General features: G+C 71.2%; 28 protein-coding genes. 11 read left to right on the top strand and 17 right to left on the bottom strand.

The window, feature by feature from the left end; genetic code table 11:
* Positions 1-3 precede the first annotated feature (3 nt).
* Positions 4-1053 (bottom strand): ABC transporter substrate-binding protein, encoded by a 1050-nt coding sequence (locus GXW74_RS12330; RefSeq protein WP_211846808.1) that lies wholly within the window; start codon positions 1051-1053, stop codon positions 4-6.
* Between the two features lie 147 nt (positions 1054-1200).
* On the opposite strand from GXW74_RS12330, the gene GXW74_RS12325 reads away from it, so the two are divergent.
* Entirely contained in the window at positions 1201-2025 is an 825-nt protein-coding gene (locus GXW74_RS12325) for a sugar phosphate isomerase/epimerase family protein (protein ID WP_246523256.1), read from the top strand.
* A gap of 188 nt (positions 2026-2213) precedes the next feature.
* On the opposite strand, the gene GXW74_RS12320 is transcribed toward GXW74_RS12325, so the two are convergent.
* From GXW74_RS12320 to GXW74_RS12310, 3 genes are all read right to left on the bottom strand, one after another.
* Entirely contained in the window at positions 2214-2972 is a 759-nt protein-coding gene (locus GXW74_RS12320; protein ID WP_211846806.1) for an SDR family NAD(P)-dependent oxidoreductase, read from the bottom strand.
* Between the two features lie 351 nt (positions 2973-3323).
* Positions 3324-4331 carry a zinc-binding alcohol dehydrogenase family protein gene (locus GXW74_RS12315; protein ID WP_211846805.1) on the bottom strand — a complete coding sequence of 336 codons (1008 nt, stop codon included), beginning with the start codon at positions 4329-4331 and terminating at the stop codon, positions 3324-3326.
* Positions 4332-4369: 38 nt separating this feature from the next.
* Entirely contained in the window at positions 4370-5065 is a 696-nt protein-coding gene (locus tag GXW74_RS12310; protein ID WP_338148217.1) for a M48 family metallopeptidase, read from the bottom strand.
* Positions 5066-5165: 100 nt separating this feature from the next.
* Here GXW74_RS12310 and GXW74_RS12305 point away from each other — a divergent pair, with 100 nt between their 5' ends.
* Positions 5166-6059 (top strand): DMT family transporter, encoded by an 894-nt coding sequence (locus GXW74_RS12305; RefSeq protein WP_211846803.1) that lies wholly within the window; start codon positions 5166-5168, stop codon positions 6057-6059.
* On the opposite strand, the gene GXW74_RS12300 is transcribed toward GXW74_RS12305, so the two are convergent.
* The 6 genes from GXW74_RS12300 to GXW74_RS12275 form a co-directional block, all read right to left on the bottom strand.
* Complete coding sequence (locus GXW74_RS12300) at positions 6040-6354, bottom strand: cupin domain-containing protein (protein WP_211846802.1); 315 nt, start codon at positions 6352-6354, stop codon at positions 6040-6042. The two genes, GXW74_RS12305 and GXW74_RS12300, sit on opposite strands and share 20 nt — an antisense overlap.
* A complete protein-coding gene (locus tag GXW74_RS12295; RefSeq protein WP_211846801.1) occupies positions 6354-7292 on the bottom strand; it encodes a dihydrodipicolinate synthase family protein in 939 nt (312 codons plus the stop codon). The genes GXW74_RS12300 and GXW74_RS12295 overlap by 1 nt, the downstream gene beginning before the upstream one ends.
* Complete coding sequence (locus tag GXW74_RS12290; protein WP_211846800.1) at positions 7289-7786, bottom strand: YcgN family cysteine cluster protein; 498 nt, start codon at positions 7784-7786, stop codon at positions 7289-7291. Before GXW74_RS12290 ends, GXW74_RS12295 begins: the two co-directional genes overlap by 4 nt.
* Before the next feature lie 71 nt (positions 7787-7857).
* Entirely contained in the window at positions 7858-9291 is a 1434-nt protein-coding gene (locus GXW74_RS12285; RefSeq protein ID WP_211846799.1) for an enolase-like domain-containing protein, read from the bottom strand.
* Positions 9288-10109, bottom strand: coding sequence for a sugar phosphate isomerase/epimerase family protein (locus GXW74_RS12280; RefSeq protein ID WP_211846798.1), 822 nt, complete (start codon positions 10107-10109; stop codon positions 9288-9290). Before GXW74_RS12280 ends, GXW74_RS12285 begins: the two co-directional genes overlap by 4 nt.
* Complete coding sequence (locus tag GXW74_RS12275; RefSeq protein ID WP_211846797.1) at positions 10109-11131, bottom strand: Gfo/Idh/MocA family protein; 1023 nt, start codon at positions 11129-11131, stop codon at positions 10109-10111. Before GXW74_RS12275 ends, GXW74_RS12280 begins: the two co-directional genes overlap by 1 nt.
* Before the next feature lie 74 nt (positions 11132-11205).
* Here GXW74_RS12275 and GXW74_RS12270 point away from each other — a divergent pair, with 74 nt between their 5' ends.
* The 5 genes from GXW74_RS12270 (at position 11206) to GXW74_RS12250 (ending at position 16197) form a co-directional block, all read left to right on the top strand.
* Positions 11206-12021 carry a GNAT family N-acetyltransferase gene (locus GXW74_RS12270; RefSeq protein WP_211846796.1) on the top strand — a complete coding sequence of 272 codons (816 nt, stop codon included), beginning with the start codon at positions 11206-11208 and terminating at the stop codon, positions 12019-12021.
* 119 nt (positions 12022-12140) lie between these two features.
* Entirely contained in the window at positions 12141-13145 is a 1005-nt protein-coding gene (locus tag GXW74_RS12265) for a tripartite tricarboxylate transporter substrate binding protein (RefSeq protein ID WP_211846795.1), read from the top strand.
* Positions 13142-13663 (top strand): tripartite tricarboxylate transporter TctB family protein, encoded by a 522-nt coding sequence (locus GXW74_RS12260; protein WP_211846794.1) that lies wholly within the window; start codon positions 13142-13144, stop codon positions 13661-13663. Before GXW74_RS12265 ends, GXW74_RS12260 begins: the two co-directional genes overlap by 4 nt.
* A gap of 4 nt (positions 13664-13667) precedes the next feature.
* Positions 13668-15179, top strand: coding sequence for a tripartite tricarboxylate transporter permease (locus GXW74_RS12255; protein WP_211846793.1), 1512 nt, complete (start codon positions 13668-13670; stop codon positions 15177-15179).
* Between the two features lie 49 nt (positions 15180-15228).
* Positions 15229-16197 (top strand): Bug family tripartite tricarboxylate transporter substrate binding protein, encoded by a 969-nt coding sequence (locus GXW74_RS12250; RefSeq protein ID WP_211846792.1) that lies wholly within the window; start codon positions 15229-15231, stop codon positions 16195-16197.
* 13 nt (positions 16198-16210) lie between these two features.
* On the opposite strand, the gene GXW74_RS12245 is transcribed toward GXW74_RS12250, so the two are convergent.
* The 7 genes from GXW74_RS12245 to GXW74_RS12215 form a co-directional block, all read right to left on the bottom strand.
* Entirely contained in the window at positions 16211-17236 is a 1026-nt protein-coding gene (locus GXW74_RS12245; protein WP_211846791.1) for an NAD(P)-dependent oxidoreductase, read from the bottom strand.
* A gap of 25 nt (positions 17237-17261) precedes the next feature.
* Positions 17262-17843, bottom strand: coding sequence for a DUF2585 family protein (locus GXW74_RS12240; protein WP_211846790.1), 582 nt, complete (start codon positions 17841-17843; stop codon positions 17262-17264).
* A complete protein-coding gene (locus GXW74_RS12235) occupies positions 17840-18973 on the bottom strand; it encodes a benzoate/H(+) symporter BenE family transporter (protein WP_211846789.1) in 1134 nt (377 codons plus the stop codon). The genes GXW74_RS12240 and GXW74_RS12235 overlap by 4 nt, the downstream gene beginning before the upstream one ends.
* The gene (locus GXW74_RS12230; protein ID WP_211846788.1) at positions 18973-19341 is read right to left on the bottom strand and encodes a helix-turn-helix domain-containing protein; all 369 of its coding nucleotides are present in this window, start codon (positions 19339-19341) and stop codon (positions 18973-18975) included. The genes GXW74_RS12235 and GXW74_RS12230 overlap by 1 nt, the downstream gene beginning before the upstream one ends.
* 112 nt (positions 19342-19453) lie before the next feature.
* Positions 19454-19981: a Smr/MutS family protein gene (locus tag GXW74_RS12225; RefSeq protein WP_211846787.1), complete on the bottom strand. Its 528-nt coding sequence runs from the start codon at positions 19979-19981 to the stop codon at positions 19454-19456.
* 3 nt (positions 19982-19984) lie between these two features.
* Positions 19985-20692 carry a LutC/YkgG family protein gene (locus GXW74_RS12220; protein ID WP_211846786.1) on the bottom strand — a complete coding sequence of 236 codons (708 nt, stop codon included), beginning with the start codon at positions 20690-20692 and terminating at the stop codon, positions 19985-19987.
* A 4-nt stretch (positions 20693-20696) separates the two neighbouring features.
* The gene (locus tag GXW74_RS12215) at positions 20697-22124 is read right to left on the bottom strand and encodes a LutB/LldF family L-lactate oxidation iron-sulfur protein (RefSeq protein ID WP_246523255.1); all 1428 of its coding nucleotides are present in this window, start codon (positions 22122-22124) and stop codon (positions 20697-20699) included.
* Positions 22125-22519: 395 nt separating this feature from the next.
* Between GXW74_RS12215 and GXW74_RS12210 the strand changes: the two genes are divergently transcribed.
* From GXW74_RS12210 to GXW74_RS12195, 4 genes are all read left to right on the top strand, one after another.
* Positions 22520-23755 (top strand): ABC transporter substrate-binding protein, encoded by a 1236-nt coding sequence (locus GXW74_RS12210; RefSeq protein ID WP_211846784.1) that lies wholly within the window; start codon positions 22520-22522, stop codon positions 23753-23755.
* Positions 23752-24117 carry a hypothetical protein gene (locus GXW74_RS12205; protein WP_211846783.1) on the top strand — a complete coding sequence of 122 codons (366 nt, stop codon included), beginning with the start codon at positions 23752-23754 and terminating at the stop codon, positions 24115-24117. Before GXW74_RS12210 ends, GXW74_RS12205 begins: the two co-directional genes overlap by 4 nt.
* Entirely contained in the window at positions 24114-24956 is an 843-nt protein-coding gene (locus GXW74_RS12200; RefSeq protein ID WP_211846782.1) for an alpha/beta fold hydrolase, read from the top strand. Before GXW74_RS12205 ends, GXW74_RS12200 begins: the two co-directional genes overlap by 4 nt.
* A gap of 109 nt (positions 24957-25065) precedes the next feature.
* Positions 25066-25572, top strand: coding sequence for a fasciclin domain-containing protein (locus tag GXW74_RS12195; RefSeq protein ID WP_211846781.1), 507 nt, complete (start codon positions 25066-25068; stop codon positions 25570-25572).
* The last annotated feature ends 67 nt before the right edge of the window (positions 25573-25639 follow it).

The following is a 25639-nucleotide window of genomic DNA, read 5'->3' as shown; positions in this document are numbered from 1 at the left end:
CGCTCAGACCCCGAAGATCTCGCGCCACTGCTCCCGCACCTCGGGCACGCCGCGCTCCGCCGCCTCGAGGCTCGGAGCCAGCATCGTCACCTGATCGAGCGGGCGGGAGCCCTCGGGCGGCGGGACGTCGGGACGGATGCTCTCGTTGAACAGCAGGCGCACGGCGGCGGAGAGCGCCGGGCCGGTCTGGAATTCCTGGAACAGCTTCGCCGCGTTCGGGTGCGGCGCATTGGTCGGAATCGCCGAGGGCGACAAGGCCGCGATCACGCCCTCGGTCGGGTAGATCAGCCTCAGCGGATTGCCGCGCGACGCCGCGAACAGCGTCGAGGCGGACGGCACGGCGACGCCCACCGCACGTTCCCCGGCATTCATCATGGTGACCGGATCGATCGAGGACCGGCCGACCTGCGGCTTGTTGCGCTCGAAGCGGCGCAGATAGTCGGGGCCGAACATGGTCCGCATCTGCAGCGCCCACAGCCCGATCGCGCCGCTGAACCCGGGGTGCCCGACCGCCAGCCGGTCCTTCCACTTCGGGTCGAGGATGTCGGTCCAGGATTTCGGCGCCTCGGCCTCGCTGACCATGCGCGTGTTGTGCGCCATCAGGTAGATGCCGAGGAAGGTGGACTGGAAGTAGTTGTCCGGGTCCGGCGTGCGCAGGATCGGCAGCAGGCCGTCGGCGTTGACCGGACGGAACTGCACCAGGCGATTCTGCCGCTTGAGCTGCACGTAGTGCCCGCCATTGGTCGAGGAGAACACGTCGCACTGCCCGACCCCGGCGCGGAAATCCTGCGACAGGCGCTGGAACGCCACCTGGGAGGTGCTGCGCACCACGTTGCAGCGCACCCCGGGATAGCGTTCGTTGAAGGCGCGCCCGGCGGCCTCCGACGCATCGGCGCTGTACTGGCCGGTGTACCAGGTGATCTCGCCTTCCCGCTTGGCGGCCTCGTAGAGGGCGCGCTCCTGGTCGTGCATGGGAGCCTGTGCCCATGCCTTCGTGGCCGCCGCGGACCAGGCCGCGAGCGCAAGCATCTGTCGCCTGTCGATCAGGAACATCCGGCTTCCTCCCAACCCTGTGGCCGCCCGGCCGCCTTTGGCGGTCGCGGTGCACGGCTCCTTGCTTCTTGGACGGGACGAACGTTGCCACCGCACTCCGGGCCTGTAAACCATTGCGCACAAGCAGGGGAGGAAGCGATGCCGCTGATGGACAGGATCGGCGTGGATGTCGGCCGCAAGTTGCGGCTGGAGGACGCCGTCGAATGGGCCGCGCGGAACCAGGTCCGGCACATCGACATTCAGCTCGACACCGGTGCCAACGCGGTGACGACCTTCGACGATGCGCGCTGCCGCGACATCCGCCGGCGCGCCGAGGCCAACGGGGTCGCCATCGCGCTGCACACGCTCTCGGCCGTCAACGTGGCCGAGTACTCGCCCTTCCTGTCGGAGGCGGTCGACAGCTACCTCAAGGCCTATATTGAGGTCGCACCGAAACTGCACGCCGAATGGATCGTCGTCCATGCCGGCTACCACTTCACCGCCGACGTGCCGATGCGCATGGAAGCCGGTCGCGACCGGCTGCAGCGCATGGTGAAGCACGCGGAACAACACGGCGCGCTGCTGCTGCTCGAGAACCTGAACCGCGAGCCGGAGAATGCCGAGGTCCACTACCTCGCCCACACGGTCGAGGAGTGGCGCTACTACTACGAGGCGATCGACTCACCCGCCTTCGCGCTCTCCTTCACCGCCAACCACGCGCATCTGCTGCCGCCGGGGGTGCAGGGCTTCGTCGACGCCATGCCGCTTGGCCGCGTGAAGGAAGTGCGCCTCGCCGACTGCTGGCGCAACGGCTACGAGGAGCACCTTGTTCCCGGCAAGGGCGACTTCGACTTCGGCGCGATGTTCGCCCTGCTGGAAGGCAAGGGCTACCGCGGCGCCTACACCAATGCCTTCGGCACGCTGGAGGACATGCAGGCGGCGCGCGGATACCTCGTGGACAAGGCGCGTGCCGCCGGCGTGACGGTGGTCTGATACCGGCGGCACGAGTCTCTGACTCGTGCCGAGGTCGCGAATGCGGCCCGCCGGTGGTCCGTCGAAGCTAGGCAAACCGGAGGTTTTCGCCCGGCGCCTGAGGGCAGCAAGAGCCGCATGCCAGCGGCCGCTACACGCGGCCGCCGGTATGACGCGCTACGCCGGCCACACCCGTCGCGCCGCCGGCATCAGCCCTTGTGGACGCGCAGCGGCCCGAAGGACTGCGTCACCGGCATGACCTGCAGCGTGTTCACGTTGACGCGTCCGGGCCGCGTCGCGACCCAGTGCACCGCGTCCGCGATGTCCTCCGGCGTCAGCGCCTCGGCGCCCTCGTAGATGCCGGCCGCCTTGGCGTCGTCGCCCTTGAACCGGACGTTCGAGAACTCGGTGCCGCCGACCAGGCCCGGTTCGATGTCCGTCACACGCACCTTCGTGCCCCAGAGGTCGGCGCGCAGGTTCAGGCTGAACTGGCGCACGAAGGCCTTCGTCCCGCCATAGACGTTGCCGCCCGGATAAGGGAACTCCCCGGCGGTGGACCCGAGATTCACCACATGCCCGCGGTCGCGCGCGACCATGCCGGGCAGCACGGCGCGGGTGACGTACATCAGCCCCTTGATGTTGGTGTCGACCATCGCATCCCAGTCGTCGAGGTTCGCGGCCTGCGCACCTTCGAGCCCCAGGGCGAGGCCGGCATTGTTCACCAGCAGGTCCACCGCGGCGAACTCGGCCGGCAGGCCGGCGATCGCCTCCACCACCGCGCCGCGGTCGCGCACGTCGAGGGTCAGCGCGTGGCAGCGCGCGGCGCCAAGTTCCGCCTGTAGCGCCGCCAGGCGCTCCGCGCGCCGCCCGGCAGCGACGATGCGCGCCCCGTCGGCGGCGAAGCGGCGCGCGATGGCAAGGCCGAAGCCGGCGGTGGCGCCGGTGACGAGGACGATCTCTGGCTTCATGGCGTCTCGGTTCCTGAGGACGGCGGCAGGGTTATCCTCTGCACGCCATGCCGGGAAGCCCACGCCGGCGCAGCGTCTTGAGAGGGGCTCTGCCCCTCTCCAACTCACCCCGCCAAAGGCCGAAGGGCCTTTGGAAACCGTCACCTGGTTCCATGCGCCGCAGCCGGAATGCTGCCGAAAGCCGCGCCTGTGCACGCTGCGATGACCTGGAATGCCGGCGGTGCCCAGCGCCAAGAGAAGGTTTCCGAAGGCCCTTCGGCCTTTGGTGGGGTGGTCCGGAGGGGCAAGGCCCCTCCGGCCTTCACGGGCGACCTTTCCCCCTACGCGACAAAGCCCCCTCGACCGGGATCGTCAGAACCCCTCCAGCACCACCTTGCCGATCATCGTCCCGCTTTCGACCATCGCATGCGCCTCCCGCAGCCTTTCGGCCGTCATCGGCCCCAGATTGCGGGTCATGGTGTGGCGGATGCGGCCATGGTCGACCAGGTCGGCCACCGCGTTCAGCAGGTGATGCTGCTCGATCATGTCCGGCGTGCCGAACATCGGCCGGGTGAACATCAGCTCCCAGTGCAGGGAGACCGATTTCGGCATGAGTTGCCGCGCATCGATCGGCGCCTGGGATTCGATCAGCACGATGCTGCCCTGCGGCGCCACCGTGGCGACGATCTGCTCCCAGTTGCGCGCCGTCGTATTGGTCGAGAACACGTAGCGCGCCCGCACGCCGAGCGCCTTGAGCTGCGCCGCGATGTCCCCCTTGTGGTCCACCACGTGGTGCGCGCCGAGGTCGCGGCACCACTGCGCGGTCTCCGGCCGCGATGCCGTGGCCACGACGGTCAGCGCCGTGCGCTGCCGCGCGATCTGGGTGACCATCGAGCCGACGCCGCCGGCGCCGCCGATCACCAGCAGCGCATCCCCCGCGCCGCCGCCCTCATGGATGCCGAGCCGGTCGTGCAACCCTTCCCAAGCCGTGATGGAAGTCAGCGGCATGGCGGCCGCCTCGGCGAAGGACAGCGAGGCCGGCTTGCGGCCGACGATGCGCTCATCGACCAGTTGCAGTTCCGCATTGCTGCCGGGGCGGTTCACGACGCCGGCGTAGAAGACTTCGTCTCCCGCGCGGAACAGCGTGCAGCCCGGGCCCACCGCGCGCACCACGCCGGCGGCGTCGAAGCCCAGGATGCGCGGACCGTCCTTCGGTTCCTCGCTGCGGCGGCGCTTGGTGTCCACCGGGTTGACCGAGACGGCGCGCACCTCGACCAGCATGTCGTGGCCCTCCGGCACCGCCGGTGCCGGGATGTCGAGGTCGAGCAGCGCCTCCGGATGGTCAACCGGGTGGCACCTGGTGAAGCCGATGGCCTTCATGGAGTCCTCCGCATATTGCAGAGGATACTAGGTCGACTTCAGCCGATGCGCAGCAGGGCGGGTCCGTTGTCCCGCAGCCAGTCCTGCGCCGGCTCGCGGTTCGGCGTCAGGGCTTCCACATGCGCCCAGAAGCGCGCCGAGTGGTTGAGTTCGCGCAGGTGCGCGACCTCATGCGCCACCACGTAGTCGAGCACCCAGTCCGGCGCCATCACTAGCCGCCAGGAAAAGGCGAGCGTGCCGTCCGGCGCGCAGGACCCCCAGCGGCTGTTGGTGTCCTTCAGCCGGATGGCGCGCACCTTCACCCCGAGCGTCGCCGCATGCCCTTCCGCCAAGGTGCCGATCCGGCGCTTCGCCTCGGCGCGCAGGAAGTCCTTCACGCGGCGGGCGAGGAATTCCGGCGCACCGGAGACGACGATGATGGCGCCGTCGAGAAAGGCGCCGCCGCGCGCCGCGGGATCGTGGCGGATGACGTGCGGCCGGCCGCCGAGCGGCACCTCCACCCCCGGCGCGAAGGCCAGCGGCGGGGCCAGCGCGGCCAGGCGCTGCATCACCCAGGCGGCATGCGTCGTCAGCAGTGCCATGCCGGCGCGGCGGGCGGTGCGCATCGGCAGGGTGACCACGACCTCTCCGGCGCGCGCATCGATGCGCAGGCTGACGCGGCGCGCGCGCGCCGAGCGGCACCAGCGCACCGGGCACCCCACGGGCGCGCCGAGCACGCCGGGGCGTAACAGCACGGTTTCCGAATCGGACGACTGCATGCCGCCAGGATGGCGCATCGGCGATGCAAGGTTCAACCGCTTGACAGCGACGGGTGCCGCACAGCGAGTGTGACCCATGCACGACGCGCTCCGCATGCTGCCGCCGCTGTTCCTGCTCGGCACGCTGTGGGGCGTGACGCCGGTCTTCGTGAAGCACCTGGGTGGGCTCGGCTGGCCGCCGCTGATGATCGCGGTGTTCGGTGCAACGGGCAGTTCGGCGATCCTGCTTGGCCTGTGCCGGCTGCGCGGCATCGCTATCCCGGTGGATGCACGCCACCTGCGCTACTATGCCGTGTCGGGCCTCTTCGGCATGGCGCTGGCGAACCTGGTGGGCTTCACCAGCCTGCAGCACGTGCCGGCGGGCTTCTTCGCCATGCTGGTACCGCTCTCGCCGATGCTGACGGTGCTGGGTGCCGCACTGATCGGGGCCGAACGCGCGACGCCGCGGCGCGTGCTGGGCACCGTGCTCGGTCTCGCCGGCGTGCTGCTGGCCATGAGCCCCGGCGCGGCGCTGCCGGATCGTTCCGTGCTGTCCTGGGCAACGATCGCCGCGCTGACGCCGGTCTGCTACGCGGCGTCGAACCTGTTCGCGGCACGGCTCGCGCCACAGGGCACGCCGCCGCTGGCGCTGGCGACGGGCACGCTGGCGATCGGCGCGGTGCAGGTGGCGGTCTTCGCGATGCTGTTCGGGCAGTTCCGCCTGCCGCCCCTCGAAGGCGTGCCGGTGTCGGCCTTGCAGATCATCGTGATGGCGAGCGCCTTCCTGCTCTGGTTCCGCTCGATCGTCACCTATGGCGGCGTCGTCACCTCCCAGACCGGCTACATCATCACCCTGACGGGGATGGCCTGGGGATGGCTGCTGTTCGGGGAACGGCCGGGCCCGCTGACGGTCCCGGCCGCGATGCTGGTCTTCGCCGGGCTGGCGCTGGTGACGCTGCCCGGGCGAAGCGTCACCCGATCAGGTGCTTGAGCTCCGTCTCGACGAAGGCGAAGGCGGTGTCGCCGGCATTGACGACATTGTGTTCCACCCCCGCCGGACGGGAATAGGCGACGCCGGCCTTGAGGTCGTTCGTCGCCGTCTGTCCGCCGGGCAGTTCCAGCAGCATCTTCCCGTCGGAAACCGGCACGACGACATAGGCCATGCCATGCCGGTGCCAGCCGGTTTCGGAGCCCGGCGGGAAGTCCCAACGCGTCACGCGGACATTGGCGTCATCGACCTGCAGGGTGGCGATCGCCGGCGGGCGGCAGCGAAGGGGCTCGTTCATCACTCGGCCGCCTTCGCCGGCGCCAGGCCCGGCAGCGGAAGTGCACCGGCGGCACCCCAGGCGGCCCAGACCTTCTCGGCCTGCTCGGCCGACAGCGGCAGGTGCGGCGGGCGGATCACGCGCCAGCCGGCATCGCCGGTGCTGCGCGCGATGATCTCCCGCAGGCCCGGGATCAGCGGCACGGAGGTCGCCGCGCGGCGCGTCGCGGTCAGCGTCGCCTGCGCGGCATCCGCCTCCGGCCCGCTGCGCTTCGCATAGACGATGCCGCCCCAGTGGCTGTTGGCGTTCGACGCCGCGGTGATGCAGCCGGCGCCGCCCTCGGCGAGGATCTGCTGCAGGAATTCGTCGCTGCCCGAATAGACCTCGAACCCCTCCTTGGCGAATTCGCGCACCATCGCCTGCATGTTGGCGTAGTCGCCGGAGGAATCCTTCACGCCCTTGATCGTGCCCGGGAAGGCCTTGATCAGCCGCCCGATCAGGTCGAGCGAGAAGGGCACCGCCGATTGCTGCGGGAAGTGGTAGAGATAGATCTTCACCCCGCCGCCGACGCGGTTCACCACTTCGGAGAAGTAGGCGAACAGCCCATCATCGCTCGGCCCCTTGTAGTAGAAGGGCGGCAGCATCAGCACGCCGGGGCAGCCGGCATCGCGGGCGTGCTTCGTCAGTTCCACGGAATCCGTCAGGCTGGCGCAGCCCGTGCCGGGCATCATCCGCGCCGCCGGGATACCGCGCGTGATCAGCCCTTCCAGGATCTGCTTGCGCTCATGCAGGCCGAAGGAATTGGCCTCCCCGGTCGTGCCGAGCACGCCGAGCCCGTTGCAGCCATTCGCCAGCAGCCACTTCGCATGCGCCGCCATACGGTCGAGGTCCGGCGAGAGGTCGGGCCCCATCGCCGTCAGCACGGCGGCATTCACGCCGCCATAGATCGCGTTCTTCATCCGGGTCTCCTCCGGTCCTTCACAACTGGGGGCATCCGTGCCTTCGCCGGCCATTTGCCGGGCCAGGACACGACATGGTCTTCGAAATCGCCGGCCGCGCGTTCCGCCACCGTGCGGCCGCGGACCGAGACGCCCGCTTCATGCACCGTCTCGGCGCTGCCGGAAACCAGGGGATGCCACCAGGGCAGGTCCTTCCCCTCGGCCACCAGGCGATAGGCGCAGGTCGGCGGCAGCCAGTCGATCTTCGCGAGCCGCTTCGGCGTCAGCCGCACGCAATCCGGCACACGCTTCTTGCGGTTCGCATAATCCTTGCAACGACAGGTGTCGCCATCCAGCAGTCGGCAGGCGACATTGGTGTAGGCGATGCGATCGGTGTCCTCGTCGCGCAGCTTGTGCAGGCAGCAACGGCCGCAGCCGTCGCACAAGGACTCCCACTCGGCGCGGGTCATCTCGTCGAGGGTCTTTTCGCGCCAGAAGGGGGCTTTGGCTGTCACGCCGCAGTTTTACGCGGAAGGGCGGGGGAGGAGAACCTCCCCCGCACCCCCCTCCCTTCTTTGGAACCTTGTCATCGAGGGGGCCAGGCGGACGCCGGCATGGGCTGCATCGCCGCCACGTCGGGTTCGATGGCAGCGCCGAGGCCGACGGCGTCCACCACCGAGGCCAGGTCCAGCATGCCCTCGCGGATCGAAAGGCGCGGGCCGCGCGGCGTGTCGGCATAGAGGTCCGGATGCGCCTCCATGAAGCGGACTGCTTCCGCCTTGGGGCGGCCCGAAAAGCCGTCGACGAAATGATGGCCGTTGCGCTCGACATGCACGAGGCCCATCGCGCTCACCAGCGCCAGATCCTGCTGGACGCAGACACCGGCCAGCGTCGTCAGGTCCTCGGCACTCATGAAATAGCGCGGCTCCGGCTCCGCGGCGTTCCACGCCCGGCAGCGCGCCAGGTTGATCAGCGACCGCCACACCCCCTTGCACGCCTTCGACGAAATTCCCGTGTAGCCGAGCGCCTTCGCCTGCACGAAGGCATCGAGCGGCCCGTCGCTCTCGTCCACGATCACCGGGCGCTCGGCCGCCAGCGCGCCCATCGCGCCATCCAGCGCGCGCGCCCGCTTCACCGGCTGCTCGATGAAGGCGATCGAGGCATTCAGCCGCGCAAGCCTCGGTTCCGCCTGCATGGCACGCCACAGCGCGAGCACGCCCTCCGCATCCTCATACTGCTCATTGCCGTCGAGCGAGACATGATAGCCGTGCAGCCGGTCCAGCACCGAGGCGATGCGGCACAGGCGGTCCACATCCGCCGCGACATTCCCGCCGACCTTCAGCTTCCACCAGGTGTGGCGGTAGGTGGCGGCGACCTCCTCCACCGTCTCGGGCAGGCCGTCATCGACGCGTTCCGCCTGGTCCGTGGCGGTGATCGGGTCCACCAGCCCGACCGTATGCCGCGCATGCATCCGCCGCGACGGCGTCAGCGACGCCAGCATCGCGCCGAAGTCATGGCCCGCGAGGTCCGGCACCGCCGCATGCGCCGCCATGCCGCCGAGATTGGCGCGCATACCGGCGGCGAAGGACAGCCCCTTCGCCTTCAGCAGCGCATCCAGCATCGCCCGATCCAGCAGCGCACGGCCATAGGCGGCGACGAGCGGGTTCAGCCCCTCCGCCGCGCAGGCGGCGACATGGGAGGCATAGGCATCCGCGTAGTGCCCGAAGGCGGTGTTCACCCCCGCCGCGCGCGTCGCGTCGCAGGCGATCTCCAGCGCGCGGCGCAACTGGTCCTCGTTCTGCGCATCGGTCCAGCGCGGGTCCTTGTCGAACCACTTCGCGGCCAGCGTCTCCGCCGCCACGCCCCAGGCCTCGCTGCCGTCCTCCAGCGCGATGCGCGCGCGGATCACCGCCTGCCTCCCATGCGTCACCGTGATGACGCCGAAGCGGAAGGGCATGCGCAGCCGGAAGGGCCATTCGAAACGCTGCGTCTCCAGCAGGCGGAAGCGCGGGGCCGTCATGCCATCATCTCCTCTAGCCCGCGGAGGTAGCCGATGGCGCGCGCCGCGCTGGTCGGGCCGTCGGGGACGTAGTCGAACGGTTCCACCGCACAGAACCCGCCATAGCCGACGCGCCGCAGCGTCGAGAGCACCGGCCCGAAGCGGTCCTTGCCCTGGCCCGGCCCGCGCCGGTTGCGGTCGTTCAGGTGGACATGCGCGACATCGCCGGTGGGAATGAAGCGTTCCAGCAGCGCTGGCACTGCCTCGCTCTCCCCGTTCCCCGCCGAGCACACATCCAGCATCGTCCGCAGCGCCGGATTGCCGATGCGCCGCACGATCGCCGCCGCTTCGGCGACATTGGTGACCCAATTGGTCTGGCCGGGATCGAGCGGTTCCAGGCAGTAGGTGACGCCGTGCTGCGCCGCCCATTCGCCGGCGCGCGCCATCGCTTCCTCGGCGCGCGCCGCGTCGCCGTCCGTCTCGACGCGTCGCTGGCCGGGCGAGCCGTGCACCAGCAGCGCCCCGCCGAGATCCGCCGTCAGCGCCACCAGCCGTTCCATCACGTCCAGCGTGCGCGCCCGGATCGCGGGCTCCGCCGTGGTGATGGACAGCCCCGCGGGGGCCACCAGCAGCCAGTGCAAGGAGGTGATGGTGGTCCCGGCCTCCGCCGCCGCACGCCGCAGCTCCGCGCGGCGCGAGGCCGGCAGCAGATGCGGCGCCTCCGCATCCAGCGTGAAGGGCGCGACCTCCAGCCCGTCATAGCCGAGCCCCGCCGCCAGCGCGCATTGCGCGGGGAAATCGAGGTCGCGGACGACCTCGTTGCACAGGCTGATGCGCATCAGGCGATGTCCTCCAGATCGACGACGCGGCCTTCCCGCGCGGATCGCCGCGCGGCGTCAAGGACACGCGCGGGTGCGAGGGCACCGGCGCGCAGCCCGGCCTCCGGCTGCCGGCGTGTGGCGACGGCGTCGATGAAGGCGGCGAGTTCCGCGGCGACGACCTCGACCGGATCGGCGGCGGGAAGGCCGCGGTCCTCGCGCGGACCGTGCCGCGGCAGCCAGGCACCCTGCGCGGCAGGGGCATGCGCACCGCGGCGCAGGGCGAAGGTCTCGGCGGCGAAATCCACCTCGGCCAGGGCGTCGTGGCCGGCAACGACCACTTCCTTGCGCGTCTCCGCCCCCGGCACCACGGCGTCCGGCCAGCGTCCGGGCAGCACGCAGCCGGCCTCGATCAGCGCCGCGAGGCCGGAGGGGAACATCATCTGGATCACCGCCAGATCCTCTCGCCCACGCCCCAAAGGGTCCGCCAGCGTCGCGAAGACGCGCGCCGGCGCTTCCCCCGCGATCCAGGGCAGCAGGTCGGCGAAATGCACCGCATCGTTCAGCAGCGCGCCGGAATCTCCGCGCGCGCGCTTCAGGCCGGAGAACCGTGCGGCGAGGTAGTGCAGCCGTCCGAAGGCACCCTGCGCCACCATGCGCCTCAGTGCCATTCCCTTGGGATGGAACCGGAAATTGAGCCCGACCTGCGCGATGCGGCCCCGCTCCTCGGCCAGCGCGGCCAGGGCGGCGGCCTCTGCGGCCGTCTCGGTTGCCGGCTTCTCGAGGAACAGGTCGCGCCCCGCCCGCAGCACCGCGGTCGCGAGCGCCACATGCGTCGGAACCGGCGTCGCGACGATGGCCGCATCGCAGGCGGCGAGCCCGGACTCGAAGCTCTCTGCCACCGGCAGCCCCGTCGCCTCGGCCGCGCCGCGATCCGGGTCGAACACCGTCGCCGTGGCGCCCAGCCGCCGCAGCGCCGCCAGGTGCACGCGCCCGAAGGCGCCGCAGCCGAGCAGCAGCAGGCGGGGGGTCGCATCCTTCATGCGCCCGAGTGGGCGTGCTCGCGCCGCGCGCGTCAAGCGCTTGACGGCAACGCGCGGCCGACGTCGCATCGCGCGTGGACCCGCGACCGCTCACCGCCGACGACCTGCCGCGCGCCGCCGCGCTCTCCTGCCTCATCGGCTGGAACCAGCTGCCGCGCGACTGGGCGCTGTTCCTGCACGGCGGCGAAGGCCGCGCCGTGGATGACGGGCGGGAGGCGCTGGCCGCCACCGCCGCCTTTATCCGCTACGGGGCGGACCTCGCCTGGATCTCCATGGTGCTGGTGCGGCCGGACATGCGCCGGCGCGGCCTCGCCACCGCGCTGATGCGCTGGGCCGTCGAGACCCTGCACGGCACGCGCTGCGCCGCGCTGGACGCCACGCCGGCGGGGCGGGAGGTCTATCGCCGCCTCGGCTTCCGCGATCTCTGGGGCTTCGCGCGCTGGTCCTTGCCGGCGCCGCTGCCGGCGGGACCCGGCGCGCGTCCGCTCGCGGCCTCCGACTGGCCTGCCCTTCTCGCCATGGACGCTGCCGCCTTCGGCGCGCCACGCGAGGCCCTGCTGCGCGACTTCGCCGCCCGCCTGCCGCAGGCCGCCTTCGTCGCGGCGGATGGCGCGGGCTTCGTCCTCGCCCGCGACGGGGCGCACGGCCCGCAGATCGGGCCCGTGGTGGCGCCGGACGATGCCACCGCGCGCGCACTGATCGCCGCCGCGCGCGCCGCGCTGCCCGGGACGCCGGTGCTCGACCTCTGCGACGCCCGCCCCGGCCTCACCGCCTGGCTGACGGTGCATGGCGCGACGATGCAGCGGCCCTTCACGCGCATGGCGCTCGGCGCCGACACGCCTGGCGATGCCGCCCTGCTCGCCGCCGTGGCAGGGCCGGAATTCGGCTGAGGCGGCCGCCTCGCTTGACGCCGCCGGAAAGACCGAAGCACCATCCTCGGTAACCGTCGGGTTACCGCACCATGACGCCGCGACCAACGCGGCGCGGGAACGAGGAAAGGGTCGAAGACATGCTGCGCAGGCACCTGCTCGCCGCCACCGCCGCCGGGCTCGCCGCCCCTGCCACGCTGCGCGCGCAAGGGGCCTGGCGCCCCGAGCGTCCGGTGACGATCATCGTCCCCTGGGCCGCCGGCGGCTCGACCGACCAGATGGCGCGCATCGTCGCGACAGAATTGGAGGAGGCCTTCGGCCAGCGTTTCGTCGTGGTCAACCAGCCCGGCGCCTCGGGCTCGATCGGCACGCGCAACGCGATGCAGGCAGCCAAGGACGGCTACACCTGGACCGCAGGCGCCGCGGTGGATGTCGGCTGCTACAAGGTGCTCGGCCTGCTCGATACCATGCTGGCGGACTGGCACCTGTTCTTCACCGTCGCCAACGTCAACACGATTGCGGCCAACCCGGGCTCGGGCTACCGCGATTTCGGCCAGTTGCTGCAGGCGATGCAGACCCGCCGCGACATTGCGGTCGCCACGGCGGGCCAGTCCTCGGCCGGGCGCAACATGATGGAGGCGATCCGCGCCGCCTCGCCAAACGTGAACTACCGCAACGCGCCCTATGATGGCGGCAACCCCGCCGTGCTGGCCACCGTCGCCGGCGAGACGCCGGTCGTCGCGCAGCTCCTCGTCGAGATGGCGGAGATGATCCGCGGCCGCCGCCTGATCCCGCTCGCGGTGCAGGCGGACACGCCGATCACCCTGCAAGGGTTCGGGGAGATTCCCTCGATCAAGCGCTGGCTGCCGAACATCCCGACGCCGCTCAACTATTTCGGCATCTGGGCGCCGAAAGGCGTGCCGGATCCGGTCATCCAGGCCATGTCGCAGGTCTGGGAAACGCGGGTGAAGAACAGCCAACGCCTGAAGGACTACGCTGACAGCCGCGCCGCTGTCTTCGCGCCGCTGCACGGCCAGGCGGCGCACGACGCGGCCTGGGTGATGGTGCGCCAGACGGCCTGGCTCTACTTCGATGCCGGCGCCGGGCGCGTCTCGCCGGATACGCTCGGAATCCAGCGGCTTTGAGCTTCCGCGCCGACCGTGTCTTCGGTCTGGCCTGGGCGCTGCTCGGGGCCGCCATCGTCGTCGAATCCTGGCGGATGGACCGGCTCGAGCAGCAGCACATCAACCCCGTCACCGCGCCGGGGCTGGTGCCCGGGCTGCTTGGCGTGGTGCTTGTCGCCTTCGGTATCGTGCTGGCGGCACGGCGCGCTCCGCCGGTCGAGATGCCGGTCGAGCAGGACCTGCTCGGCCTCGACGAACCTCCGCCGGAGGCCCCGCACGGCGCGTCGGAACCCTGGCGCGTCGGGCTCGCGCTGCTGCTCTGCCTCGGCTTCGCAGGCGGGCTGGTCGGCAGCGGGCTGCCCTTCTGGGCGGCGGCCTTCGTCTTCCTCCTTCTCGCGATTGTGCTGTTCGAATGGCCGGAGCGGCGCGCAGCGGGCACGATCGCGCGTGGCGCCGCGCAGGCGGCACTGATCGCGGGCTGCGCCGCCGCCTTCATCACCCTGGTATTCCAGGAGGTGTTCCTGGTGCGGCTGCCCTGACGCGATGTTCGAAGGGCTCGAACTCCTGGGCGGATCGCTTGCCGGCTTCCTGCAGCCACGGCACCTGACCTACACTTTCGGCGCGACACTGCTCGGCATCCTGATCGGCTGCATGCCTGGGCTCTCGGCGACGCTCGCCATCTCGCTGCTGACCACGCTGACCATCAAGCTGCCGCCGAATGATGCGATCCTGATTCTGATCTGTGCCTATGTCGGCACCATCTACGGCGGCAGCCGCAGCGCCATCCTGCTGAACATCCCCGGAACCGCGGCGAACGCGGCCGCCTGCCTCGATGGCTATCAACTCGCACGGCAGGGCCAGGCGGGGCGGGCGATGGGCGTCGCCACCACCGGCTCCGTCGTCGGCAGCCTGTTCGGCATCGTCTGCCTCGCCATCCTGACACCAGCACTCGGCGAGATCGCGCTGACGTTCCAGTCCTACGAGTTCTTCTGGCTCTGCCTCTTCGGCGTCATGATGTCGGGCTCGATCACCGGCACCGACCCGCTGAAGGGCTGGATCATGGGGATCCTCGGCCTCTTCGTCTCCCAGATCGGGCAGGACGGCATCCACGCCCATGAGCGCTTCGCCTACGGCAATACGGACCTCGCCGGAGGCTTCTCGCTGATCCCGACGCTGGTCGGCGCCTTCGGCGCGGCCGAGGTGCTCACGGTGATGAGCGAGCGCTTCTCCCGCCCCAAGGTTCACACCGTCGACAGCATCCTGCCGCGCGCCTCCGACGTGGTGAAATACTGGCGGACCATCCTTCGGTCCGGCGTCATCGGCGTCTACATCGGCATCCTGCCGGGCGTCGGCGAGGACATGGCCGCCTGGTCCTCCTACGCTGCCGCCAAGCGAGCCTCCCGGGAGAAGGACAAGTTCGGCAAGGGCAGCGTCGAAGGCCTGATCGCCGCCGAGACGGGCGACAATGCCTCGATCCCGGGCGGCATCATCCCCGCCCTGGCTCTGGCCATCCCGGGATCCGCGCCCGCCGCGGTGCTGCTCGCCGCGATGATCATCCACGGCGTCCGGCCCGGGCCGATGCTGATGATCGAGAATCCGCAATTCGTCTACGACGTGGTGGCGATGAACGTCTATGCGACCGTCGCCATGCTGTTCTTCGGCCTGTTCCTGGTGCGGCCGCTGCTCAAGGTGCTGACCGTGCCGCGCACCATCATCATGCCGATCGTCTTCGTGCTTTGCACCGTCGGCTCCTTCGCCATCGCGCAGCGACTCTTCGATGTCTGGACCATGCTCGGCGTTGGTGTCGCGATCTTCTACCTCCGCCGCCACGGATACCACGCCGCACCCTTCGTGCTGGGCCTGGTGCTGGGCGACCTGATGGACAAGTCACTGCGGCGCGGCCTGGTGATCTCGGATGGCGACATCCTGCCCTTCTTCACGCGGCCGATCTGCGCGGTGCTGGCCGCGCTGACGCTCGTGGCGTTGCTGTGGTCGGTCCCTGCCGTGGCGGAGCGCATCCGCGGTCTGGTCCGACGCCGAACAGCCAATCCCTGACCCGGCACATGACTTGCTAGCCCCCGGTGCGAACACCGGGAGACTTCGCATGCTTCGCCGCCAGCTTCTGCTCTGCGCCGCCGCCCTGGGCATCGCGCCGCAAGCGCGCGCACAGGATGGCTGGCCCAGCCGGCCGGTCAGCCTCGTCGTGCCCTATGTGCCCGGCGGGCCGTCCGACCTGCTGGCGCGCACCCTGACGCAGCACTTGCAGGCCCGCCTGGGCCAGCCCTTCGTGGTGGAGAACCGCACCGGCGCGAACGGCGCCGTCGCCGCGCAGCATGTCGCCCGCCAGCCGGCCGACGGCCACACGCTCTTCGTCGCGGCGAGTGGCATCATGACCATCAACCCGCTGGTCATGCCGCGCATCGGCTACGACCCGACGCGGGACTTCACGCCGGTCACGCTCGCCATCAGCACCTCCAACCTGCTGGTGGTGAGCCCCTCCGTGCCGGCGACAAACCTGGCCGAGCTGCTGGCCTGGCTGCGCGCCAATCCTGACCGTGCCTCATATGGCAGTTCGGGTATCGGATCCTCCGAGCATCTCGGCATGGAGCTGTTCAAGCAGCGCACCGGCACGGACATGACGCATGTGCCCTACCCGGGCGGCGGCGCGGCGGTCACGGACCTCGTCTCCGGCACGCTGCAACTGGCGCTGCTGAACATGGCGACGGTGGTGCCGCAGGTGCAGGCGGGGCGGCTGCGCGCGATCGCCGTCTCCGGCCGTACACGCCATCCCCTGCTGCCGGAGGTGCCGACGGTGATCGAGGCAGGCGTGCCGGATTTCGTCTCGGGGTCCTGGCACAGCGTCGTCGCCCCGCGCGGCATGGCGCCCGGGCTGCTCACGCGCGTCCATGCCGAGGTGACCGCGGCGCTGCGCATGCCGGAGGTGGCGCAGCGCCTCGCCGCGACGGGGTTCTCGGTGGAGGCCAGCAGCCAGGCGGTGCTGGCCGAGACGATCGAGACGGAGACGACCCGCTGGCGCGACGTGGTGCGCCGCGCCGGCCTGGCGACCGGGTAGGGCAGACCCCCGATCAGCCGGGCGCGCCTGATCGGGCCGGAGCCTGACGCATCCCGATCCGTGCGAGCCGGTGCGCCGCGGCGGCGTTCACGGTGTTGTCCGGCATCTCGCCCCGCGCCAGGGCCGCGACCTGGCGCACCGTATCCATCGCCTGGTGCTCCATAGCTTCCGGCGTCATGCCCCCGACATGCGGGGCGGCGACCACGTCCCGCCGCCGCGCCAGGAAGGCCGAAGGCCGCTGGTCCGCCGCGCGGCCGACATCCATCGCGGCACCGGACAGGTGGCCGCTGTCCAGCGCGGCTTCCAGCGCGCGCTCATCGACCAACTCCCCGCGCGAGAGGTTGATGAAGCGCGCCCCGCGCTTCATGCGGGCGAAGGCCGCGGCATCGAACAGGTCCCGCGTCGACGCCTCCGAGATCGCCAGGCACACCACGAAGTCGGACTGCGCCAGCACCTCCTCCATCGGCGCCATGGCGATGCGCGGGTCCTCGGCCGCCGCGTGCGGGTCGGCCACCAGCACCCTCATCCCCAGGGCCAGCGCGACCTCCGCCAGCCGCCGCCCGATGCGCCCGTAGCCGACGATGCCGAGCGTCGCCGCGGAAAGCTGCAACCCCATGCGCCCGGCCGGTTCCTCGCCTCGCCGGTACGCCTGCACATGGCCGGAGACCCCACGCGCCAGATCCACCATGAAGCCGAGCGCCAGTTCCGTGACGGCATCGACGAAGCCCGGCGTCGCGCGGGTGACGAGCACGCCGGCGGCGCTCGCCGCCGCGACGTCGATGGTGCTGATGTCCACCGCGACGCGCAGGAAGGCGACGAGGTCCGGCGCGGCGGCGAAGGTTTCCGCCGTGCCGGGCGTGGCGCGGTCGGCGACGATGGCCTGGCAGCCCTGCGCCGCCTCGGCCAGCGCGGCGCCGGAGAGCACGGTGCCGCCCGGGTTGCGCACCACCTCCGCATGCTGCTGCAGGGCGGCGAGCGCCCGGGTGCCGTAGTAGCCCTCGAACATCTCCGGCGTATGCGTCAGGAACACGCGCAGCATGGTCGTCTCCTTCCCGTGCCCGGCGTCAGGGGCGGGTGGCGGGCGGGACGCCGTTCATCTGCCATTCCCGCACCGCCTCGATGGGCCAGAGCAGCATCAGCACGTTGAGCGCCAGGTTGTCGCGGATCATCCAGGCCGCCAGGCCTTCCATGGCGACCACGATGACGACCGAGGCCACCACCGGCAGCCGCGCCGCCAGGAAGAAGCCCGCCAGCATCGCGACCCCGTCGCCGAAGGAATTGACGATGCTGTCGCCGTAGTAGTCGAGCGAGGCCGTCACCTCGCGATACCGGTCGATGACGAGGGAGGTATTCTCCGCCACCTCCCACGCGCCTTCGACCAGCAGGGCGGCGACGGCGCGCCAGGCGACGCTCCAGCCCGGCCGCAGCCAGCGCAGCACCGCGTAGAAGACGAAGCCGTGCGCCAGGTGCGACAGCGTGTACCAGTCGGTCAGATGCTGGGAATTGCCCGAGGACCAGACATCGCCGTGCCACAGCTTCACATAGCCGCAGGCGCAGATCGGCAGCCGCCCGATGGCGAACTGGATCGCCGCGACCCCGGCAAGGATCCCCGCCATCGCCGCCCAGGGCAGCCAAGGCGCCCTCATGCCCGCCACCGCGCCAGCAGCATCACCGCTCCCCCGGCCAGCAACCCCCAGAAAGCACCGCCGATGCCGAGGAAGGCAACACCCGAAGCGGTCACCACGAAGCAGACCAGCGCCGCTTCCCGCCCGTCGGGCGCGTAGACCGCGCCGAGCATCGCGCCACCGAAGGGCCCGAGCAGCGCGAGCCCCGCCACCGCCTGGATCAGCACCGGCGGCGCCGCCGCGACGAAGACGGTGACGGCGCCAGCCAGCAACCCGAAGACGACATAGACCGCGCCGGCCACCACCGCCGCCACCCAGCGCCGCGCCGGGTCCGGCCCCGCGCCTTCCCCGGCGCAGAGCGCCGCGGTGATCGCGGCAAGGTTCACCGCATGCCCGCCGAGCGGCGCCCCCGCCACGCTGAACAGCCCGGTGGTGGCGAACAGCGGCCCCGCCTCCGGCCGGTAGCCATTGGCCGACAGCACCGCGAGCCCCGGGATGTTCTGCGAGGCCATGGTCACGATGAAGAGCGGCAGCGCGATGCCGGTCAGCGCGGTGACGGAGAAGCCCGGCACCACGATCTCCGGCTGCGGCAGCCAGCCAGTCGTGGGCAGCGGCGCGGAGGCGGCGATCACCGCGACCGCCACCACCACCGCTGCCGGCACTGCCAGCACCCGGTTGATCCGCGCCACCACCGCCCAGGTCACCACGATGGCGAGCCCCGCCACCGGCTGCTCCGCCACCGCGCGCACCGGCGCGAGGCAGAGGGTGAACAGGATGCCCGCCAGCATGGCATTGGCGAGCGGGGCCGGGATCGCGGCGACCGCCCGGCCGAGCGGCTTCCACAGCCCCGCCGCCGTCAGCAGGACGCCGCAGACCAGGAAGGCGCCGACCGCCTCGGCAAAGCCGCCGGGCGGCGCGGCGGTCGCCGCCAGCAGTGCGGCGCCGGGTGTGGACCACGCGACGCTGATGGGCTCACGCAGCCGCAGCGACAGCACGATGCCGCAGAGCCCCATGGCGATCGCCAGCGCCATCAGCCCCGAAGCCGCCTGGGACGGGCTCGCGCCCACCGCCTGCAACCCCTGCAACACCACGGCGAAGGAGGAGGCGAAGCCGACGAAGCCCGCCAGCAGCCCGGCCGAGACCGCGTGCATCAGCGCTTCGCCTTCGGCAGGCCGTCGAGCACGGCGGTCAGCTTCGCCACCGCTTCCGGCGTGAGGCTGCGGATGTCGCGCGCGAGGCGGTTGGCGAGGTCCGTCACCTCCGGCGCCAGACCGGAGGTGTCGAGCACGACGCGCGGATGTGATTGCCGCGCGAGGCGCGCGAGCTCCTCGGCATCATCCCAGATCAGGCCGAAGAACTCGTTCACCTGGTGGACGAGGCCGGCGGAAGGGCGGCCGCGCCGGCCGTGTTCCAGCGCGGAGAGATAGGCGGTGGATACCTGCAAGGCTGCGGCGAGCTCCTTCAAGGTCACGCCACGTTGGGCGCGCAGTTCGCGAAGACGGGCACCGAAGGGGGTCATGGCGCGGAAGGTCGGGGGGAGGGAACTCCCCCCGAACCCCCCCTCCTTCTTTGTGACCGAAGAAGGGAGGGGGTTTGGGGGAGGTTCCCCTCCCCCAACCTTGCTGCCGGCCTCACCGCTGCCGCCTCAACAGAAGATGCACCGCCCCGGTGTTCGCCCGGTGCGGATGCGCCGCCCCGAGCAGGATGCGCCGCAGATCCGGCGCATTCAGCCAATGCGGCAATTCCCGCCGCAGCACGCCGCCTTCGGCCGAGGACCCTCGCCCGGTGATCACGGCGACGCAGCGCAGCCCATCCGCATAGGCATCGGCCAGGAAGGCGTGGACGGCGGCGTGCGCCTCCTGCGCGCGGCGACCGTGCAGGTCGAGCGTGCGCTCCGGCTTGATGCGGCCGCGCCGCAGGTCGCGCCACCGGCGGTCGTCCAGCCCCGAGGGCGGCGCATTCACCGCGATGGCAGGCGGCGCCCAGACCGCGCGCGGCGGTGCGGCAGGCGGCACGACCGGCGCGGCGACGACCGGCACCGGCGTAGCGGCCGGCTCCGGTGGCAATTCACGCCCCGGCAGCGGCGCGATCTCGGCCGCATAGGCGCGCCACAGCGCGCGGTCGGCCTCCGACAGGCCGCGGAGGCGACGGCGGGACATGGTTCAGGAGGCCGGCAGCGCGGCCGGGTCGTCGTCGACCAGCACGATGTGCAGCCGCCGCGGCCCGTGCGCGCCGAGTTCGAGCGTCTGCTCGATATCCGCGCTGCGCGACGGGCCGGTCACCAGCATGACGTTGCGCGGCATGAAGCCGCCCGTGGTCGCGTCCTGCCGTTCGGCGCGCAGCAGGTCCCAGGCTTCCTCGTAGGCGCCGGCGATGCGGGAGGCGCGAAGCACGACGATCTCCGTCTCCGCCAGGATGTTCAGCGTGGTCGGCCGCGCGGGGTCGGAGGGCAGCATCAGCGTGCCGGTCTCGGCGATGGCGGCGTAGCCATGCTGGACGGAGACGAGGTCCGTCGCCTGCGCGCGCCGCGCCTCGAATTCCAGCATCGGCCGGTCGGACCAAGGCAGGGCGGCGAGGTCCGGATGCGGCGCCAGCACGAAGCGCGGCGCCAGGTTCTGCGCCGCCAGGTAGTCCGCCACCGCGCCGGGGACGTCCTTCGCTTCGGCCACCCGTGCGACGGAGCCGAATTCCTTCTCCACGTTGCGGACGAACAGCGCGACCTGCTCCGGCCGCGGCACGCGCGAGCGCGCCGGGATCAGGTGGCGCGGATGGGTGGCGAGCCGCCCGTCCAGCATGGCGCGCTGGTCGGCGGGCAGCGGGCCGCGCTTCAGGCCGCGACGGATGGCGGAGAGGATGGCGTCCTTGCTCATCGCCTCACCCTCCGCGCTGCATCTTGGCATAGCGCGCCATGAAGGTGCCGCCCGGTTCCGGCGCCGGCAGGTCGCGGCCCTTGGTCCAGCCGCCCGCCAGCGGCAGGGAACGGAACGCACCCTTGCCACGCGCCAGCAGCGACAGCGTGCCGATCGCCGCGCGCGTGGCCATGCGATACATCCCCGGCCGCTTCGCGAACCAGGCCCAGAGCCCGAGGCCGCGGCGCATCGCCGCCGGCGTCAGGTGCCGCTCGAACTCCCGCTCGCGCCAATGGCGCATCGTGTTCGGCAGCGGGATCTTCACCGGGCAGACGCTCTCGCACTTGCCGCAGAAGGTCGAGGCATTGGGCAGGTGCCCGGCCTTGTCGACGCCGATCAGGGACGGCGTCAACACGGCACCCATCGGCCCGGGATACACCCAGCCATAGGCATGCCCGCCGGTCACGCCATAGACCGGGCAATGGTTCATGCAGGCGGCGCAGCGGATGCAGCGCAGCATCTCCTGGAACTCGGACCCGATCATGTTCGACCGGCCGTTGTCGAGCAGGACGACGTGGTATTCCTCCGGCCCGTCGAGGTCGCCCGGCCGCCGCGCGCCGGTGCTGAAGGTCGTGTAGACGGAGAAATCCTGCCCCGTTGCCGACCGCGCCAGCAGCCGCAGCAGCGAGGTCGCATCCTCGAGAGTCGGCACCACCTTCTCGATCGACGCCAGCGCGATGTGCACGCGCGGCAGGGTCTGCGTCAGGTCGCCGTTGCCCTCGTTGGTGACGATCACCGAGGACCCGGTTTCCGCGATCAGGAAATTCGCGCCGGTGATGCCGACATCGGCAGCGAGGAAGCGGTCGCGCAGCCGCGTGCGCGCCTCGGTCAGGATGTCGCGCCGCTCGTTGAAGACGCGGTCCGCCGGCAGGTCGGTGTGCATGCGGCGGAAATCCGCCTCCCAATCCTCCCGGTTCAGGTGGAAGGCGGGGGCGATGATGTGGGAGGGATGCTCCTTGCGGAGCTGGATGATGTATTCGCCGAGGTCGGTCTCGACCGGGGTGATGCCGTGCTTCTCCAGGTGGTCGTTGACCCCGATCTCCTCGGAGATCATCGACTTGCCCTTGGTGACGGTGCGCGCCCCCGCCTTGCGGCAGATCTCCAGCACGGCGGCGCGCGCATCCTCCGCGGTCGAGCACCAGTGCACGGTGCCGCCGGCGCGCTCGACATTCGCGGCGAAGGTCTCGAGGTAGAAATCGAGATTCGCCAGGGTGTGGTTCTTGATGTCGCGGCCGATGTTCCGGAGCTGCTCGAATTCCGGCAGGCGGGCGACGGCCTCGGCACGGCGCTGCAGGAAGGCGCCCTTGGCCTTGCCGAGCGCCTTCTGCAGGCCGGCATCGGCGAGCGCACGCGCGACGTTCTGCTTGAAGGCGGGAGAGGTGATCTGGACCAAGGGGTGTTCCCTGCGGCGGCGACGGGTCGGCGATGGTAGCCCGAAGCGGGGGGAGGCCGCCATTGGACGGGTTTGCATGATGGCCGCGAAGCCCGGCCGGAGGGGCCTTGCCCCTCCGGGCCGCCCCACCAAAGGCCGAAGGGCCTTTGGAAACCATCACTTGGTGCCGGGCGCCGCAGGCATCTTTCATCACGGCACGGCGCGCCGTGCACCGGGGCGGGCTTCGCCGCTGCTCCCGACGGTGGCGCACCGTGCCAGGTGACGGTTCCCAAAGGCCTTTCGGCCTTTGGTGGGGAGGGTGCGGGAGGGGCAAGGCCCCTCCCGCGGTGCCCCCGGCTTTTCCTCCGCCGCTGCCCTGCTACCCTGCCGCCAACATCACGACCAAGGGAACGTCCATGCCCCCCAGCTTCACGCGCCGCGCGGCATTCGCCGCCGGTGCCGCGCTGCCTCTGGCCGCCACCCGGCCCTCCCGCGCGCAGGCGCCTGCGATCAAGCTCGGCGTGCTGTCGGACATGTCCGGCCCCTATTCCGACAATACCGGCCAGGGGTCCGTCGTCGCCGCCCGCATGGCGATCGAGGATTTCACCCGCACCCGCCCGGGCCTGCGCGTCGACCTGATCTCCGCCGACAACCAGAACCGCGCCGATGTCGGCATGTCCATCGCCCGGTCCTGGTATGACCGCGAAGGCGTGGACTGCATCCTCGACGTGCCACTCTCCGCCCTCGCCCTGGCGATGGGCGAGGTCGTGCGGGAGAAGAACAAGGTCGCGCTCTACACCGGACCCGCGGCCTCGGACCTGACGGGCCGCGCCTGCGGGCCGAACCACATCCACTGGACCTACGACACCTGGGCGCTGGCCCACGGCACCGGCACGGCGCTGGTGGCAGAGGGCGGCGACACCTGGTTCTTCCTGACCGCCGACTATGCCTTCGGCCATGCTCTGGAACGCGACACCGGCGGCTTCGTCACCGCCGCCGGCGGCCGCGTGCTCGGCCAGGCGCGGTATCCCTTCCCGGGGACCACCGACTTCTCCTCCTTCCTGCTCCAGGCGCAGGCGAGCCGGGCGAAGGTCCTCGGCCTCGCCAATGCGGGCTCCGACACCATCAACTGCATCAAGCAGGCTGCCGAATTCGGCCTGACGCGGCGCGGCATGCGGCTCGCGGGCCTGTTGCTGCAGATCCCGGACGTGCATGGCGTCGGCCTCCAGGCGGCGCAGGGCCTGGTGATGACGGACAGCTTCTACTGGGACCTCGATGACGGCACCCGCGCCTTCACCGAGCGCTTCCACCCGCAGAACCGCGGCATCCGCCCGACGCAGATCCACGCCGGCACCTATTCCGCCGTGCTGCACTACCTCAAGGCGGTGGAGAGCATGGGCGTCGCGGCCGCCAAGGCGGACGGCGCGGCGGTGGTGCGGCGGATGAAGGAGATGCCGACCGACGACCCGCTCTTCGGCCGCGGCGAGGTACGCGCGGACGGCCGCAAGATCCACGACATGCACCTGTTCCAGGTGAAGGCGCCGGACGAAAGCCGCGGCGCTTGGGACTACTACAGGAAGCTCCGGAGCATCCCTGCCGCCCAGGCCTTCCGCCCGATGTCCGAGGGCGGCTGCGCGATGGTCCGCACGTGAACCTCGCAAACCTGCCGGCGCGGGTTGCCGCCGCGCCGGGCCTCGCCCGCTGGGGCCGCCACCTGACGGCGGAGGTGCTGCTGGAAGCGGGCGATCGTCGCTGGATCCTCTCGATCCGCGACGGCGCCCTGCGTTCGGCCGAACCCGCCCCCGCGATCATGCCGCGCTACGACCTGGCGCTGCGCTTCGACGCCGAGGGCTTCGCGCGCTTCCTCGGCGCGAGCCCGCCGCCCGGCTGGCACGACCTGATGGCGCTGATGCGCCGGGGCGCGCTGCGCGTGGAGGGCGATATCCAGCCCTTCATGGCGCATCTCTTCTGGTTCAAGGGCGCCCTCGCCCTGCTGCGGGAGGACGCCGCGTGATCGAGCCCGTCATCGGCCGGTACATGCGGCTCGACCTCGAAGGCCGCCCGCACCGGGTCTATTTCGAGGAAGCGGGCCAGGGCGTCCCGCTGCTGCTGCTGCACACCGCAGGCGCCGATGGCCGACAGTGGCGCCACCTGATGAACGATGAGGCGGTCACCTCGCGCTTCCGCTGCATCGCATTCGACATGCCCTGGCACGGCAAGTCCTCCCCGCCCGAGGGCTGGCACGCCGACGAATACCGCCTGACCACCGCCGCCTATACCGGCATGGCACTGGCCGTTTCGCGCGCCCTCGGCCTCGACCGCCCGGTGGTGATGGGCTGCTCGATCGGCGGGCGCATCGTGCTCGACCTCGCCGCCGAACAGGCGGGCGCCATCCGTGCCGTGATCGGCCTGCAATCCTCGGCCTTCGTCGCGCCCTACTACGACACGGAATGGCTGCACCACCCGCACGCCCATGGCGGGGAGGTCTGCGCCGCCGTGGTTTCCGGACTCATCGCCCCCACCGCACCCGAGGGCGATCGGTGGGAGACCCTGTGGCACTACATGCAGGGCGGGCCGGGCGTGTTCCGCGGGGACCTGCACTTCTACAAGGGCGAGGGCGACCTGCGCCCGAAACTGGCCCGCATCGACACCGCCCGCTGCCCCGTCGCGCTGCTCACCGGCGAATACGACTATTCCTGCCGGCCGGAGGACACGCTCGCCACGGCCGCCGCCATCCCGGGGGCGGTGGCCGTGATCATGCCGGGCCTCGGCCATTTCCCCATGAGCGAGGACTACGCCGCCCTGCGCCCGCATCTGCTGCCGGTGCTCGAGCGTTTCGGTGCCCTGCCGTGACGGCGGCTGGGCAGTGCTGCCTCGGGACTTGCCCTGGGCCGCACGGGGAGCCAAAACGCCGCGGCCCCCTCTCGGGGCCCGATTCGCGCCCTTGCAAGGAGAAGCGCAGGTGATCACGCGTCGTTCCCTCTTCGTCGCCGGCGGCGGAGCCCTGTTGCTGTCGGCCTGCGAAACCCCCGTGACTCTCGATGGCCGCTTCCCGATCATGGACGTCCTGGGTACGCAGTCGGATACCTCCGATTTCCGGTCCGCACTGCGCCGGGCCGACCTTGAGAGCCTCCTGAACGGTCCCGGCCCGTACACCGTCTTCGCGCCGACCAACCTTGCCTGGGCCGCGACCTCCGAACAGTTCCGCAACGGCGGCGCAGCCAGCCTGCGCAACTTCATCGCCGGCGGCCGCCTCCGCCTGCCGGACATCCAGGCCCGCGGCAACCGCGTGCGCATGCTGAGCGGCATCGACGCCGTGCTGGTCGGCGGCACGGCAGCGGCGCCCCGCATCCAGGCGGCACGCGCGGGCGCGGCGCCGTCCGGGGCCTCGGCCAGCATCCTCCGGCCGAACCTGCTGTGCAGCAACGGCGTGGTCCACATCCTGGGCGGCGCGCTCATCCCGGCCTGACAGGGGCTGCTCAGGATAGGCGGATCGAGGGGGCTTTGCCCCCTCGAGCACCCCCAGCAGGGGACAC

The organism is Neoroseomonas eburnea, assembly GCF_018129005.1.
GTDB lineage: Bacteria > Pseudomonadota > Alphaproteobacteria > Acetobacterales > Acetobacteraceae > Neoroseomonas > Neoroseomonas eburnea.
Note: the sequence above shows the minus strand (reverse complement) of the source record. Positions and strands in the feature narration are given on the sequence as shown.